13 protein-coding genes and 1 pseudogene are annotated in these 14,051 nt (G+C 55.9%); 6 read left to right on the top strand and 8 right to left on the bottom strand.

All coding sequences use genetic code 11. The features are described 5' to 3' along the window. A pseudogene (locus tag BQ8011_RS05290) lies at positions 1 to 695 on the top strand (preprotein translocase subunit SecA); the annotation flags it as partial. Between the two features lie 78 nt (positions 696 to 773). Here BQ8011_RS05290 and BQ8011_RS05295 read toward each other — a convergent pair. Beyond that, positions 774 to 1,130 (bottom strand): Rv3235 family protein, encoded by a 357-nt coding sequence (locus BQ8011_RS05295; RefSeq protein ID WP_231945276.1) that lies wholly within the window; start codon positions 1,128 to 1,130, stop codon positions 774 to 776. A gap of 918 nt (positions 1,131 to 2,048) precedes the next feature. Continuing rightward, the gene (locus BQ8011_RS05300; RefSeq protein ID WP_034502850.1) at positions 2,049 to 2,255 is read right to left on the bottom strand and encodes a helix-turn-helix domain-containing protein; all 207 of its coding nucleotides are present in this window, start codon (positions 2,253 to 2,255) and stop codon (positions 2,049 to 2,051) included. A 258-nt stretch (positions 2,256 to 2,513) separates the two neighbouring features. Between BQ8011_RS05300 and BQ8011_RS05305 the strand changes: the two genes are divergently transcribed. Continuing rightward, on the top strand, positions 2,514 to 2,987 hold the full coding sequence (locus BQ8011_RS05305) for a DUF6912 family protein (protein WP_072455451.1): 474 nt from the start codon (positions 2,514 to 2,516) through the stop codon (positions 2,985 to 2,987). A gap of 42 nt (positions 2,988 to 3,029) precedes the next feature. Here the strand turns inward: BQ8011_RS05305 and BQ8011_RS05310 are convergent, their stop codons facing one another. From BQ8011_RS05310 to BQ8011_RS05330, 5 genes are read right to left on the bottom strand one after another with little or no spacing between them, the layout of a single operon-like run. Continuing rightward, positions 3,030 to 6,089: an AAA family ATPase gene (locus BQ8011_RS05310; RefSeq protein WP_072455453.1), complete on the bottom strand. Its 3,060-nt coding sequence runs from the start codon at positions 6,087 to 6,089 to the stop codon at positions 3,030 to 3,032. After that, on the bottom strand, positions 6,086 to 7,294 hold the full coding sequence (locus tag BQ8011_RS05315) for an exonuclease SbcCD subunit D (RefSeq protein WP_072455455.1): 1,209 nt from the start codon (positions 7,292 to 7,294) through the stop codon (positions 6,086 to 6,088). The genes BQ8011_RS05310 and BQ8011_RS05315 overlap by 4 nt, the downstream gene beginning before the upstream one ends. Before the next feature lie 47 nt (positions 7,295 to 7,341). Further along, positions 7,342 to 8,412 carry a ribosome small subunit-dependent GTPase A gene (gene rsgA, locus BQ8011_RS05320; RefSeq protein WP_072455457.1) on the bottom strand — a complete coding sequence of 357 codons (1,071 nt, stop codon included), beginning with the start codon at positions 8,410 to 8,412 and terminating at the stop codon, positions 7,342 to 7,344. Beyond that, on the bottom strand, positions 8,405 to 9,715 hold the full coding sequence (gene aroA, locus BQ8011_RS05325) for a 3-phosphoshikimate 1-carboxyvinyltransferase (RefSeq protein WP_034502856.1): 1,311 nt from the start codon (positions 9,713 to 9,715) through the stop codon (positions 8,405 to 8,407). The genes rsgA and aroA overlap by 8 nt, the downstream gene beginning before the upstream one ends. Beyond that, positions 9,712 to 10,170, bottom strand: coding sequence for a hypothetical protein (locus BQ8011_RS05330; protein WP_072455459.1), 459 nt, complete (start codon positions 10,168 to 10,170; stop codon positions 9,712 to 9,714). Before BQ8011_RS05330 ends, aroA begins: the two co-directional genes overlap by 4 nt. Positions 10,171 to 10,394: 224 nt before the next feature. Between BQ8011_RS05330 and BQ8011_RS05335 the strand changes: the two genes are divergently transcribed. The 4 genes from BQ8011_RS05335 to BQ8011_RS05345 all read left to right on the top strand — a co-directional run bounded on the left by BQ8011_RS05335 (position 10,395) and on the right by BQ8011_RS05345 (position 12,980). After that, on the top strand, positions 10,395 to 11,012 hold the full coding sequence (locus tag BQ8011_RS05335) for a sigma-70 family RNA polymerase sigma factor (protein WP_106406403.1): 618 nt from the start codon (positions 10,395 to 10,397) through the stop codon (positions 11,010 to 11,012). Then, positions 11,002 to 11,307, top strand: coding sequence for a hypothetical protein (locus tag BQ8011_RS05340; RefSeq protein ID WP_034502859.1), 306 nt, complete (start codon positions 11,002 to 11,004; stop codon positions 11,305 to 11,307). The genes BQ8011_RS05335 and BQ8011_RS05340 overlap by 11 nt, the downstream gene beginning before the upstream one ends. A 93-nt stretch (positions 11,308 to 11,400) precedes the next feature. Continuing rightward, positions 11,401 to 11,475: a 50S ribosomal protein bL37 gene (locus BQ8011_RS09300; RefSeq protein WP_106406425.1), complete on the top strand. Its 75-nt coding sequence runs from the start codon at positions 11,401 to 11,403 to the stop codon at positions 11,473 to 11,475. A 620-nt stretch (positions 11,476 to 12,095) separates the two neighbouring features. After that, positions 12,096 to 12,980, top strand: a complete 885-nt coding sequence (locus BQ8011_RS05345) for an alpha/beta hydrolase (protein WP_072455461.1) — start codon at positions 12,096 to 12,098, stop codon at positions 12,978 to 12,980. Positions 12,981 to 13,516: 536 nt separating this feature from the next. On the opposite strand, the gene BQ8011_RS05350 is transcribed toward BQ8011_RS05345, so the two are convergent. Then, on the bottom strand, positions 13,517 to 14,051 hold a 535-nt coding region (locus BQ8011_RS05350; protein WP_077209672.1), incomplete at its 5' end, for a GDSL-type esterase/lipase family protein.

A 14,051-nucleotide genomic window follows, 5' to 3' on the forward strand; every position in this document is an offset into this window, starting at 1 on the left:
CCCTGCGCGGATACTACCCGCCGTCGGTCACCGCCGAAGAGGTTGCAGAGCAATACGGCGGCGTTGGCTCGCTGACGCGCGAGGACCTTATGCGCGAGGTTCTGGGCGATATTCACACGCAGTACGAAGAAGCCGAAGATCAGCTCAATCAGAATCCGCTGGCGATTCAACAATTGGGCGATGAACCCATGCGTACGCTTGAGCGTCGCGTGGTGATCGCAACGGTTGATCGTTTGTGGCGCGAGCACCTCTACGAGATGGATTACCTCAAGGAAGGTATCGGTCTTCGTGCAATGGGTCAGCGTGATCCTCTTGTTGAATACAAGGACGAGGGCGCGCAGATGTTCAATGCGATGATGGACCACATTCGTGAAGAGTCCGTCCAGCAGGTCTTCTCCTATGCGCATCAGTTCCAGCTTGCCTATGAACAGGCTCGTGAGCGTGCTGCCACAGAGGAAGGCGTTCAGGAAGACAACAATGCTGAAGCTGAGCTCAGTGAAGAAGCCCGTCGTAAGGCTGCCGAAACTGAAGAGCGTGCTATTGAACGTTCCGCTTCTGTTATGGGAGACGTCGGCCAAGAAAAGAACTCGACTCGCCTGAGCTACTCTTCGGCTGAAGAAGAGGAAGGAACAACTTCCTCTGCGGGAGCTAATCGCGCTCAGCGTCGCGCAGCGAAGAAGCGCAAGAAGCGCTGATCTGACCGCTGTGACCGGCCTTTTGGTGGCGGCGTGCACCATGTGGTGCACGCCGCCACTGTTTAATCGGCAGTTTTTCTAGAGAACATCCAAGGCGGTGACGATCCAGCGATTCTTGAAAGTCTGGAGTCGCATGGACACAACGTGGCGCCCTTCTCCTTGCGCAACGATCACACAAGATTCGACAACTGTTTGCGAGGTCTGGCTGATATGCCACTGCACGGGATGGCATGCTTCGCGTCGAAAAGCGCGTCGATCCCTCTCAACGATCGTCACAAGGCGTTTGTACAGCGGCGGTATCAGCCATCGTTGGAGCTGCTGATACGGGCGAATGTGTAAAAGAACTTCCATAATTCCGCGTGCCAACCCGATCGACCACTGGCATAGATTTGTGATCTCCGGCTTCCTTGGGAGCAAAGGGCTCTCTGCGCTCATGTAGGTTTTCATATTCTGCTGGACGCTTTGCGTTGTATCTCGGTTGAGATCCCAACTAATACGGAAAATATGATCGGCTGGGGGGACGAATACTCGCGAACTTCGTGTCATGGAAATGCTCCTCGAATACTGTGTGGGGATGGGGGGACGCTTCGTCATTGAGGCGTTAATTTGGAGTCTTCTCGCATGAAGGCGATGTGTCAATCGACTTTTTTTGATCCTCATCGGGGCAGATCGAAGTGGTGAATCAATGTGTGAAGTATGGAAAACATGTCTGTTTTTGTGGACTGCTTGCGGTTCTCCAGTAGCGTGAGTGAACGTCTTGAGTCGGTAGAAGAATCACTATTTCTGCATAAGTATCGATTAAAATTGAGAAAACGTGCAGTAAGTGTTGGGAAAACTTTCAGAAATAGCGCTGTGGATTGTCACAACTCAGTTGCTTGCGTGCTCTACAATCGCTCGTTGCTTGAGGAAATGTGGGTTAATGCCCGAAACTTCCTTGCATGACGGTTTAGTCGATGGCGATGCTATCGGTCGCTCGCGCAAAGTTGGTGTGCGTATCGACCAGGGCGCGCTCTTGATTGCCGGGTAAACACCCCTGGATAAACATTGCCGGGTAAACACCGCCCCGTCCTCCTTCCCTCTGCCTCACAATCCTGGTTTAGCTCACTCATTCCGGGTCTATTGCCGTTTTAAGACGGTAGGTGAGTGAGCTAAACCAGGAATGAGTGAGCTAAAACCGTCGAGGGCGAGCTAAAACCGTAGAACCGTCCGTCATGCACAGTTTCCGGGCATTAACCCACAAACCACGACACGCCCATCCCATACACACATTTCGGGCATTAACCCGGAAAAGTGCACAAAAAGGCGGGCAGAAACTGTTGTTTCTGCCCGCTTATTGGAATTGAGAAGGAGCGTCTAGGCACTGTGGCTTAAGCGCGCACGAGATTCTGCATATTGTTCTTGGATAAACTCTTCGAGGACGGATTCTTCAACACGCCACATACGCTTTCCTCCCAATTGGATTGCGGGGAGTTCGCCGGAATTGACCAGCGAGCGCGCCGCGGAAAGCGTGATGTTGAGTGTCTCGGCGACCTCGGCGAGAGTGAGGAATCGTTGATTCATGGGTTCTATTTTGCCATTTTTTATGGGGAAATTGCAGGGCTAGAAGCACTTAGTTTTGACCTATTTGTGCAGATCGTAGGCGATTAGGTGCCGTGCTTTACGGTTGATGTAGGTGTATTTAAATCTCCTTATGTCATTCAAGTCAATTTGCTTTGATTCAGTTTGTTTTACTCCGTGCTAGTTGGTGGCTGACTGTGTGCGGAGTGCATAGGGAGCGGGATAAGGGACAGGGCGCAAAATTGTGCATACACTTGACCCATGCGCATCTATTACCCCTTTTTGGCGAGCGAATTGGACCAGGGAAACTTTCCTCCCCGCAATGGCTATTGCGTCCGTCCCGACGCAGGTTTGCACGGTGAAGATTTAGAAGTCGCTGAAGACGATGCGCGTACACTCGCCGCGCTAGACTCACTTGCCTTTCTTCGAGATGAAGACTCGGGTATTCCCAGTAGATGCATTATCGCTGCTGACATCGAGGGACTTTCTTGGGAAGAATACGATGGGGATGTCGCTCAGACCTCCCCGTGTGCACCCGATAGCGATTCGATCGCCGCGTACTTCATCGATCCTCCAGATTCTGCTCCTGCTGTGCGGAAGGTTCTTCAAGCTCAGACACAAGAAGACGCTGACGAGGCCGTCGCGCAGCTGTGGGAAGAGAGCCTGGAGTGGTACGCGCCCGAAGAACGCGAACTGCTGGTGCGCGTGTTGGAGTCAATGAACGCAAAGGCGTAAGCGAGCACTGGCATTACGGCGTCAACTCTGAGCAACGCGCGGCTAGGAAGGTCGGATAGAGAGCGTTGATCCTTCGCCTTCGCGCCACCTCACCTCAATCTGATCAGGAATCTGTCTGGCCATTTCGTCGACATGACTGATCACACCGATACAACGATCACTCTCGCGAAGCGCAAGAAGCTGGGACATGACGATGTCGAGGGTATCCAAGTCCAGGGAGCCGAATCCTTCGTCGATGAACATACTTGAGAGAGTAATCCCGCCGCTTTCAGCCATGACGACGTCTGCAAGTCCCAATGCAAGGGCAAGAGAGACATAGAAAGTTTCTCCACCCGAGAGCGTGGACGGGTTTCGTTCTTCTTCAGACTCATGATCGAGGATAGACAGCCCAAGGCCGTTCTTGCGTGAACGGGTCGCGTCTGTATCGCTTCGACGGAGTTCGTATCGCCCATGCGATATTTCAGCCAGGCGTGGATTCGCTGCGGCGATGAGCTCTTCAAAACGAGACATGAGAATCCACGAACTCAAGGGGACCTGGTGAAGGCTGGGGCCTGTCCCGCTTGCTAGTTCTGCGAGGCGTTGCTTGGGGTATCCGCTTTCAAGAGCGGAAGTCAAAGCTGAAAAAGCGTTCTCCACATTTCTCAGTGAACGTTTGATTCCCTGACGATGTGCCTGAATCGAGGCGACGTGATCTGTTGCAGTAAGGAGCGCATTGTCTGCTTCCTCGAGTGAGGAGGCAATAGCGTGACAATCAAGCGGAGATTGTCCTTCAAGCCCCTGCAATCGATCGGATTCAAGGGCTTGTCGGGTCGCAAAGAGATCCTGATCGTACTCCTGAAGGATTGCGACCTTGGCGCTGAGATCGGATAGAAGGGGGAGTTTGCTTCTTAAGAGCTCGATACCGCTGGAATCCGGACTCAGCCCTGCATCTTCGAGGGCTCCCATGAGGAAGCCCTGAGCTTCTCTCAAGCGCTGCTCTGCATGCTGATAGTGCTGAAGCACTTCACGAGAGCGCTGATGTGCCTGAGTGCTGTCCTCGAGGGAAGAAGTCCACTCTTCGAGCGATGTATGACCCCGCGTAAGCTGAGTAAACTCTTGTGTTTCTTCGTCGATGCGTAAGAGTAGATCCTTGTTTTCTTTGCGCAGATGAGAGAGTCTCTGCGTTTGCGAGGCCTTGGTGGCAATCAAGTTCTTTTCGTTTTCCTGGCATTCGGCAAGGGACTCGTGAATGGACTGCTCGGAATCCGCAAGTGAACGTAGAGCCGTGATCCGTGTCGTGAGCTCGTTGAGCTGGGCTTTCACAGAAGCACTATCACCTTGAGCTTGTTCATCCAGCGCTGCAATCTGAGCCGAGCAGGTCGAATGTTCAGTAGTAAGTTCGTGGAGACGCTTATCGGCAGCCGTTGTGGCCTTCTCAAGAGCCTCTAGTTGCTCGCGACTCATGCTCTCTTCCCCCTCGAAACGAGCGGGCTGGGGATGAGTCGTAGAGCCGCAGACAGGACACGCGTTTTCTTCCCGCAGGGTAGACGCAAGCGAAGCGGCGGTTTCGCGAAGCCATAGTTCTCGCGCAGCATGTGATCGCTCTCCGCGCTGGCGAGCAAGGCGTGTCGCTTCCTCAATATCGCTTTCAAGATGAACGAGCTGCTTGCGGAGATGATCTACCCGCTCCGCAGCCTCAAGGCGCGTGGAAAGCTGATGACAGCTGGCTTCAACATCGTGAAGTACGGAAGCCGCCGTGCGTGCAGCCTCTAGTTTGTCGCGGAGCTGCGCACCTTGCATCTGCACCGATTGGATCTCGAAATCAGCGTCCTCCACAGTCTTTGCGCATTGTTCGTACTGAGTCATGCACTCTTTCTGCTCAGTGCGGAGGCGTGTCAGTTGAGCCTGCGCCTGCAACGCGTGTGCCAAGGACTCGCGTTGCTCCTGGAGATTACGCTCACGTTCATCAAGAAGAGTATGGAGCTCATCAAGCTGAAGATTCTCAGGGGTGACCTGCAGGGGCGCAAAGCACTCAGAGAGCGCGTAGAAGGCCCGCTCACGTGCATCACGAGCTGAATCATGTTGACGTAGCGGGAGTTCGAGTGGCTGGAGAAGATGAAGCTCTGCGACGCTACTGCGCACAGCATCAATGTCCTGAGCGCGCTCAAGCAACTGATCATGGTGGTCAAGAAGCTGTGCGCGTTCAGTGAGACGCTCATTGAGGTCGTTTGCCTTCGTCAGTTCCGCACTCAGCTGGCGAGACCTCTCTTTTTGTAAGAGACGGGCAGTGTCTGCCTGTTGCGCATCCTCTTCAAGCTGAGCATCTAAGCGAAGGCTGAAATCAGAAAACTCCGTATTGAGAGATGAGCCCGGCGCGAAGGTGTCAAGAGAATCCGCAAGAGTGTGAAGCGTACATGCCCACTCTTGGCCAAGATGAGAATGGGAGACATCATCGAGCAAAGAATCCAATGAGGAACGTGCCTGTTGCCTGGCCTGAACGATTGAATCATGCGCTTCTTTCGCCTGCTCACGGAAGGCATCTTGGAGGCTCTGGAAAAACTGAGTTCCGAATATGTCACGAAGGATCTCTTCGCGTTCGATGGATTTCGCCGTCAAAAAACGAGCAAATTGCCCCTGAGGTAGAACGACGGTTTGGAGGAATTGGTCTTTCGTGAGTCCGATGAAGGTGGTCATCATCGATTGAGCATCTATGATCGAGCGACTCAAGGGCTCAACCGTTGAAAAACCTGATGGGTCATCCGAATTGCGTACGACGCGCTCAAGAATCAGAGTCGGATTGACCGGGGTGCTCCGTCCTTCTTTTACATACTTTGGTGTTCTGCGAACTCGGTAGATACCCGAGGACACTTCAAAGACAAGGGTGACGAAAGACGGATCATTGGGGCCGCAATATGAAGAACGCAAACGGTTTTTTGCCCCCTCGCTGCCACTTGCCACATCCCCATATAGGGCGAAAACAATCGCATCGATCAAGGTCGTCTTACCCGAGCCGGTTGATCCTCGAAGAAGGAAAAGACCCGAATCAGTGAAACGCTCAAAATCGATGTATTGGCGCTGTGCAAAAGGACCGATACCAGACAATTCCAAGGTTAAAAGTTTCATTGCCTTTGGCCTTTCACCGCATCGAGTACGTCACCAACAATTGTCCGTTCGCGCTGCGTCAGAGCCTCTCCTCCTGCTTGCTGGAAGAATTCGGCAAGGGTTGCGTTCATATCCACTGTTTCGAGTTGGATACGTGGTGCCCGTAGAGGAGAAACATGCGCGGGGGAATGAAGAATAGAGAGTGCATGAGGATAAACAGCACGAAGACGGGCGACCATTTCCTGAGGCCGTGAATCATCCGTTACCGTCAGGGAGACATATGCCTGCGGCGGAGTTTTCTTTGCGCCTTCGAGCAAAGACTCCATCGAGCCTCGCAAAACAACAAGAGGGTGCGCGGTGGGAATATCGATGAGGGAAACCTCCACGGCCTTGTTCCCCTCCGCGCCGAGCGTATCAATCACGACCGCGCTCTTATCTCCGGGCGCTTCCGAGAAAGAGTAAGCGATAGGAGAACCGGAATAACGCATAGGGACGTGAGCAGCCAAAACTTCTTGGGGACGATGCAGGTGCCCGAGGGCAACGTAGCTCAGACCTGGTTCAGGCACTACTTTTGCTCCGCCGAAAGTTTCGAAAGTCTGGGCCGAGACGGAAGCGACTCCGCCTACTTCAATATTGCGTTCGGAATCGGAGGGAGCTGCTCCCACGATGAAAGCGTGAGCCATCACGATTGCCGGACGCATATCGCCGCAAGTTCGCCGAGCCAATAGATCATTTCCAATGCGACGAAGCGCAGCATCCATCACTGCCTGATGGGTGCGTTCGAGGGCTTCATTATCATCGGATAGCTCTGTCCGAACTAAGTCCGGCTCAAGGTAGGGGATGGGGTAGACCAGTACACCCGGATCATCGTTTTTACCTGCGTATTCGCGAGCCTTACCAACCTCTTCCACACTTGCGCAGACTTGAACCTTGCCACGTAAAAACTGCGAATAGACACCGAGACGACCTGCTGAATCATGATTTCCGGGAGTCAACAGGACCTGTGTGACTGAAGAAAGATCGCGGAGAAGGTCCATCACTTCATTGAGTTGAGAAACCGCAGGGATCGCACGATCGTACACATCGCCGCAGACAAGGACTAAGTCGATTTCATGTTCCCTGACAGCGTCAAGAAGCCAGTGACAAAATGCGGCGCGAGAATCACCCAAATCTTGGCCGTGGAGATTACGGCCAAAATGCCAGTCTGAGGTGTGAAGAATACGCATGTGCTTAGTATGACCTGCTCCACCTGCAACTGCGTGCAGTTTGAACTCTAACGGGCAGCTTTCGACACCTTCATTGCGCCAGCGACCGCATCCAGGAGCCGGCGAACCGAAGCCACCCGGGAGGAACGCCGACTGCGCTCCTGATCCGCGGCCTCGTCAGTGGAAGAAATAACGAAAGGATCCTTACCCTGCGCCCAAGCATCGAGGGCGCAGGAAGTTGCGTCTTTAAGGTGCGTACACAGCGGCAAACACCAGTGCGAGGCCTCGGCGACGTCGGGGAAAACTCCCAGTACATCATCGATGTCAACATGTCCCAAACCAAAGGACCGCACACCCGGGGTGTCGACGATCCACCCTCCACCAGGAAGCTCAAAGGCGCGCGAAGACGTCGAGGTGTGCCGACCTCGTCCAGTCACTTGATTTACAACACCCACTACGCGTTCGGCTTGGGGGATCAAAGCATTGATCAGTGTTGATTTCCCGACGCCGGAATGGCCGACCAAAACGGAGAAATGACCGGCGAGGATTTCTTTGAGCTCATCGAGGCCTTGGCAGCCTGCCTCAACTGAGGTGACGACCGTCGTGACATCAAAGTCAGCGTAGGCTTCCAAAAACTCGGTAGCAGGAGCAAGATCGGCCTTGGTCAGGCACAAGACGGCACGCATTCCAGCTTCGTGAGCGGCAACAAGGCAACGGTCGATCATCCCCATTCGAGGGGGCGGATCAGCCAAAGCCGTCACAATCACCATGATCTGAGCGTTGGCGACGATAATTTTCTCGCCCTTTTGATCCGGTGCGTCCTCGAGAGAACGGCGGAGAACGCTGCTGCGCTCATCCGTGGCGACGATTCGCGCAAGGGTATCGACGCGGCCGCTCAAATCTCCAGTGAGGCGAACCCGGTCTCCTACGACGACGCTGCCCTTCTTGAGCTCGCGGGCTAAGACTGCGCGAAGGTCTAGGCCCTCATAGCGAACAAGGTAACGACCGCGGTCAATGCCAATTACCTGCCCGATTGGCTTATTGCCCCAATCGGGTCGGACCTTAGTTCGCGGCCGCGAACGCTTTGAAGGACGAACTTTTACGCGGGGATCGTCAGTTCCAATATCGCGTCTAGACATTGTCGTCACTCTCTGCGCACATGCGTGCCCACATCGATTCAAACCCGGGGAGGGTCTTGGATGTACAGGAAATATCGTCAACGCTGACCCCGTCAACAACCAAGCCAACAATCGCGGCGAAAGTTGCCATCCTGTGGTCCGCGAAGGACCGCAGATGGGCACCGTGAAGGGCAGTGGGGGTGATCCGCAGCCCGTCTGGGAGCTGTTCGATTGAACCGCCCAGAGCGCTGACTGACTGAGCGATTGCGTCCAGACGGTCGGTTTCATGTCCACGCAGATGGGCGATGCCGGTTAGTGTCGAGGGACTTGACGCAAAAAGAAGGAGAGCCGCAAGGGTTGGAACCATCTCACCCATGGCCGACATATCGCGTTCAATTCCGGGGAAACTCCCCGGTCCGCCCCCGCGCACTGTCAGCTCGCTGCTTCCCATTTCGTTTGTTTCCAGAGAAGTTTCAATACCGATCTCGGCGAAAAGAGACGGCCACTGTGCGCCGGGCTGGGTTGATGCAAGCGGCCAGTTAGGGATTGTGACGCTTCCCGCGCTGAGTATTCCCGCGCATAGGAAGGGACCCGCATTCGAAAGATCCGCTTCGATTGCGATTTCCGAGGCCGTGGGCGCTCCCGCATCGACCTTCCATTCGCGATCGCCCAATCGCATCCATGAAAGGCCAACTTCTTGCATCATTTCCAGGGTCATTTCGATGTGGGGCAAAGAAATGAGAGGAGCATTGCTTCGAATAATCGCTCCACCGATAAGAGGGGCAATAAGAAGCATCGCAGAGAAAAACTGCGAGGAAGCGGAAGCATCAACAATGATCGGCGATGATGGAGGCGTGAGCGGGCCGGAAATCGTGAAAGGAAGATGTCCCTTTTCACCGTGGTAAATCAGTGAGGCTCCCAGGCCTTCGAGGACATCTAAGAGAGGAGCAAGCGGGCGCACATATGCCTGCTCGTCTCCATCGAAGCGCGTGGGAGTGGAAGAAAGGGCAGCTAAGGGCGGGAGGAAACGCATGACGGTTCCCGCAAGCCCGCAGTCGATAACTCGCTCAGAAGAAGGGGAATCTGAAGAAATCGGGGTGACCCGTGCACAAGAGTCGCCCAGCATCTCGATCTGAGCGCCAAGAGTTCGCAGCGCTTGGGCAAAAAGATCAGTATCGCGAGAGCGAAGAACGCCCTCAATCACACATGGTTGGCGATCGATCGCAGCGAGGTAGAGCGCACGTGCGGTCTGTGATTTGGAGCCGGGGATTGAAACCTTCGCATGGATAGGGGAGCGAAGTCGAGGAGCACACCACGAGCTCACTGGGCGGCGCCTGAGGAATGTGCTCCGCGAGTGGAGGCAGCCTCGATGAGCTGATTGCGACGCCAAGAATAGCTGGGCCGTCCGTTCCGATCGAGGCTTGCGAAGAATAATCCCGCACAATTGGCAAGCTTCAGACGAAGCGAGGCAGGCTGTTCATGATTGATGACGGCCATGGGAAGCGCAATGGCCGTTAAGACCGCAGCACAGGTACGAGGCGCTTTCCCCAACGCGAAGGCTCCCGCTGCGAGGAGAGTAACGCCGGCGCTGATTCGCGCGCTGCGGGAGAGATAAGGATCAATATCCTCAATGTTGCCTCGCTCTTCGATGCGCGAAAAAACGGGGCGGAGTGCGTCGAGTTTGGCGACGTGGCGATCCGGATGAATCAGGGCATCGATTGCATCGAGAGCGAGGGGAGCGGCAAGGAGAGGACGGGCAATACCACGCAGAAGAGACATGACTCCATTGTGTCAAAAAAAGTCGATTGGCACCCTGCGCTCGGCAGAGAATTCGTGTAAACACCTCTGCTGAATCGAAACGGAGGGAATAATCGTCAGCTTGCGGCGTTGAAGTGGATATGAAACTTGATGAGGAAGTGACAAGGCGAGGAAGAGCATGGGGCCGTCCCGCTTTCGCGCGTCCACTTTCGCATCCGAGGCGTTCACGATTAGCCTTGACATCAATGAGCGAATTACATGACACTCTTGAGCCTGCACCGCAGGAGTTGAGTCAGGACGATCGGGACCGTTTGTTTGCCGAACAAGCGATTCCCCTCATCGATCAACTCTTTGGTGCCGCTTTGGGAATGACTCGAAATCGTGCTGATGCAGAAGACCTCGTGCAGGAAACTTTTATGAAGGCCTACACGAAGTTTCATCAGTATCAGCAAGGAACCAATATCAAAGCTTGGCTCTACAGGATCTTGACCAACACCTACATCACCCACTACCGCAAGGCGCAGCGTTCTCCTAAACGCAGTGGCGGTGAAGAGGTTGAAGACTGGCAGCTCGCCGCTGCTGCTTCTCACGATGAGAAGGGTCTTGTTTCTGCGGAAGCAGAAGCATTGGATAACATTCCTTCCTCCCAGCTGCGAACTGCATTGGAGTCGCTTTCGGAAGACCAACGTGTTGTCGTCCTTCTGTCTGATGTAGAGGGTTTTGCGTATAAAGAGATCGCAGACATGCTGGATATCCCGATCGGGACCGTCATGTCCAGGCTTCATCGAGGACGCAAGAATCTACGCGAAGGCCTGTCAGCACTCGCGGCTGAATATGGAATCGGGGAGAACCATGCAGATTGACGATAAGCGCGCATGTCGTGAGCTACACGAACACCTTTTTGAAGTGATTGACTTCCTCGACCGCGAGGAATGCCGCGACTATATTTCCGCTGAATGCTTGAAGAGCCCGGAGTTTCGCGAGCAACTGCTTGACCATATTTCCCGCTGCAAGCACTGCCAGGATTCGATGTACACCGAGCGCTTTGTTCGTTCTCTCCTTGCGCGTTGCTATTGCGACCAAGCACCTCAATCCTTGCGCGAGCGCATCATTGCTCAGACCTACGTTGAGGTAACGTGGAGCTCCACTGAATCGTGAATTTCGACTCTGTAGGCGCGCTCTGTTTGGAGATTAGCCTCGGGTGTGAAAAACTGTGCAGGTTGGATATCTCAGTTTTTAGAGGAGACGACAATGTCGAAGAGGGGTCGTAAGCGTCGCGATCGTCGTAAGCACGGCGCGAACCACGGCAAGCGTCCTAACGCCTGAGCCGAATACGTTGCGCGCCCGGACCGGATGGTCCGGGCGCGTTTTGTATGCGCGTTGTTTACGCGTTTTGTTTGCACTGCTGGCGGGAACCAGGTGCGGTTGCGCGAGGCGCGCGTGACGCGAGGGGCGCGCGGGTACGGGACCAGGTGTGTGCCGTGTCTGGGGTGTGCGCCGCTGGAATTGCGTTCCTACAGCACTGGACAACGGTGTGCTCATAGGCTGCCGATCATGCTTGTGCCGCGCGCATGCGGATATATTGTGTGTGCTGGGGCGGTGCTGAGGACGCTCGCGGTGGCGTGGGTAACCCGTTTGTGGGTGGTGTCAATCCACGGCCGTCGTTCTGGATAGGAACCACGCATCCGGATAGGTTATTAAGGTATCCGGATGTTCGTAACCTATCCGCGTAGTAGGTTCGTCCGATGGGCTCTCGCCAGATTCCGGCGGCGAGCAGATACGGCTTTCAGCCACCGGTACCTACCACCACTGGTGTTTCCTCCCGATAGTCACGATGAACACTCGCAGTGAGAAACGAACCCCTCTCGCGGCGTACCCTAGTACGTGCTGGCGCGAGGGGGTGTCCCGGTGCGTGCACACTGATTCGTCGAAACGAAAGAGGCTACATGTCCCTCCAGATGCGCGTTGTTCACTTATGTATGGGGCTTGTGCCTCCGTTGCTACAGAGCGAGACAGCGACTGAGCAGATGGCGCTCCACACCCCACATCCCGCCCCGATGCCTGCACGCATGCGAGGACGTTTCACGGCGACGTGCGACAAAGGCATAACCCGCGTGTTCCCGAAGCAGGGCATGCGCTCGGGCGGTGTACTCATCTATCTGCATGGTGGAGCGTATGCGGCCCCGATGGTCGCTGTTCAGTGGGGTATCGTCGAGGGCCTCATTGACCGCACTGGGCTGCCCGTCATCATCCCCGATTATCCGCTCGCCCCCAACCACACTGCGGCGGAAGCGTTCGACTTCGTCCAGCCCATCATCGACGAGGCCCAGGCTGAGTTCGGCCGCGTCATCATCTTCGGCGACTCGGCGGGTGGCGGCCTGGCGCTGTCCCTCGCCATGCAGCGACGCGACGTGGGTGCGCGTCAGCTGGACGGCCTCGTCCTGTACGCGCCGTGGGTGGATGTCACCATGACGAACCCGGCGATCGAGGACGTGCAGCGCCGCGACCGGGTTCTGCGTGTGCCCGGGCTGGCATGGGCGGGCCGCGCGTGGGCTGGCGACCTGGATCCGGCCGATTGGCGCGTCAGCCCCCTGTACGGTGACCCGTCGGGACTGCCGCCGATGCGTATTTTCCAGGGCGACGCGGACATCGTTGGCCCCGACGTGATCGAGTTCGCGCGCAAGGCCGCTCGCGCTGGCGTGGACGTGCGCCTGCGCGTGGAACCGGATGGCTTCCACGTGTATGTCCTGGGCGTTCCGATCATTCCCGAGGCCGAGGCCGCCCTCGACCACAGCGCGCGCTTCATCTCGGGGATCCTCACCCAAGCGTGAGACGACCCGTTTCACGCGTCGTTTCACGGCTTCGTTGATCGAGGACGACGGTTGCAGGCAACCCCGCGTTGCCCGGTGCCGATACGACTAGTCGAGGCTCGCAGACCAGGGGTCGGCTGGGCGAGGGAGGCGCACGCGATCGCGGCAATCAGGCCGATGACGCAGTAAGCGGCTACCCACACGAGCCGCCAGTAGCCGAAGTGCACGTACCTGCCGATTGACGTGAAACCGTAAGCGATGATGCTAAAGACAACGGCGACGACGAATGCGAGCAGGTTTGCGCGCGTTGAAAGCCCCCGCGGCAGGCACTCGATCGTCGACGAGGCCGGGGGCGGTTGACGGGACCGGGCGGGGGAGAGGTGAGGTACTGGTTGCTCATGGTCTCACTGACGTGTGTGGGATGGACGAGGCCGGGGCGCGTTCGCGTTACGCCTCACGGATAGCCTTCATGATCCCACTGCGCGGGTAGTAGTCGACGGCAAAAGTCTCTTGGGGGAGAAACGTGAATGACGTGGGTACACACATTCCTCCTGTGCTCACACGTCCGCCGGGGTCGCTCCCGTCCACTCAAACCACCCTTGGTGCAGGACAAGCCAAGCCATGAGCGCATAGCCCGACTGTCCAGGCATCGAAGCGCCGCGAGCAGAACGAACAGCAGAAGAAGCCATATCCTCAAACCACTGATCGTGTGCGACAAGGGGAGTGAAAGTATCGACAAAGGGAATATCCCTGCGCTCGCACACCTGCTGACACGACAAGGAAACTTCCTTCACCGCGCTGGATTGGACTCCCGCAAGAGGAGGCGGACCAACAACCATCGAGGGAATACCAAGCGTCGAAGCTCGGTCGGTGATGTTTGCAAGATTCAGCCGAGAGCGCGGCGTTGAAATACCCGCGGGAATATCCGCGCAACCAACGGCAATAATGAGCGCACAGGGTTCATCGGGCGCAAGACGATAGCTCACTTCGTTTTCCCACCGAGAGGCAAGCTGCGTTGTCGTTTCCCCGGGAACAGCCAAAGTCATGACGGTCGGAGGGGAAGGGAAGTGCGAGCGCGCCAAAACGCGCCCG

It is taken from the genome of Actinomyces marseillensis (assembly GCF_900155605.1).
Classification (GTDB): Bacteria; Actinomycetota; Actinomycetes; order Actinomycetales; family Actinomycetaceae; genus Pauljensenia; species Pauljensenia marseillensis.

What these genes read in the sequence shown, in the direction of transcription:
- BQ8011_RS05335 (WP_106406403.1), top strand. Translation starts at nt 10,395, where the DNA reads ATGAGCGAATTACATGACACTCTTGAGCCTGCACCGCAGGAGTTGAGT.
- rsgA (WP_072455457.1), bottom strand. Translation starts at nt 8,412, where the DNA reads ATGTCTAGACGCGATATTGGAACTGACGATCCCCGCGTAAAAGTTCGT.
- BQ8011_RS05305 (WP_072455451.1), top strand. Translation starts at nt 2,514, where the DNA reads ATGCGCATCTATTACCCCTTTTTGGCGAGCGAATTGGACCAGGGAAAC.
- BQ8011_RS05345 (WP_072455461.1), top strand. Translation starts at nt 12,096, where the DNA reads ATGTCCCTCCAGATGCGCGTTGTTCACTTATGTATGGGGCTTGTGCCT.
- BQ8011_RS05340 (WP_034502859.1), top strand. Translation starts at nt 11,002, where the DNA reads ATGCAGATTGACGATAAGCGCGCATGTCGTGAGCTACACGAACACCTT.
- BQ8011_RS05300 (WP_034502850.1), bottom strand. Translation starts at nt 2,255, where the DNA reads ATGAATCAACGATTCCTCACTCTCGCCGAGGTCGCCGAGACACTCAAC.
- BQ8011_RS05295 (WP_231945276.1), bottom strand. Translation starts at nt 1,130, where the DNA reads ATGAGCGCAGAGAGCCCTTTGCTCCCAAGGAAGCCGGAGATCACAAAT.
- BQ8011_RS05330 (WP_072455459.1), bottom strand. Translation starts at nt 10,170, where the DNA reads ATGTCTCTTCTGCGTGGTATTGCCCGTCCTCTCCTTGCCGCTCCCCTC.
- BQ8011_RS05315 (WP_072455455.1), bottom strand. Translation starts at nt 7,294, where the DNA reads ATGCGTATTCTTCACACCTCAGACTGGCATTTTGGCCGTAATCTCCAC.
- BQ8011_RS05310 (WP_072455453.1), bottom strand. Translation starts at nt 6,089, where the DNA reads ATGAAACTTTTAACCTTGGAATTGTCTGGTATCGGTCCTTTTGCACAG.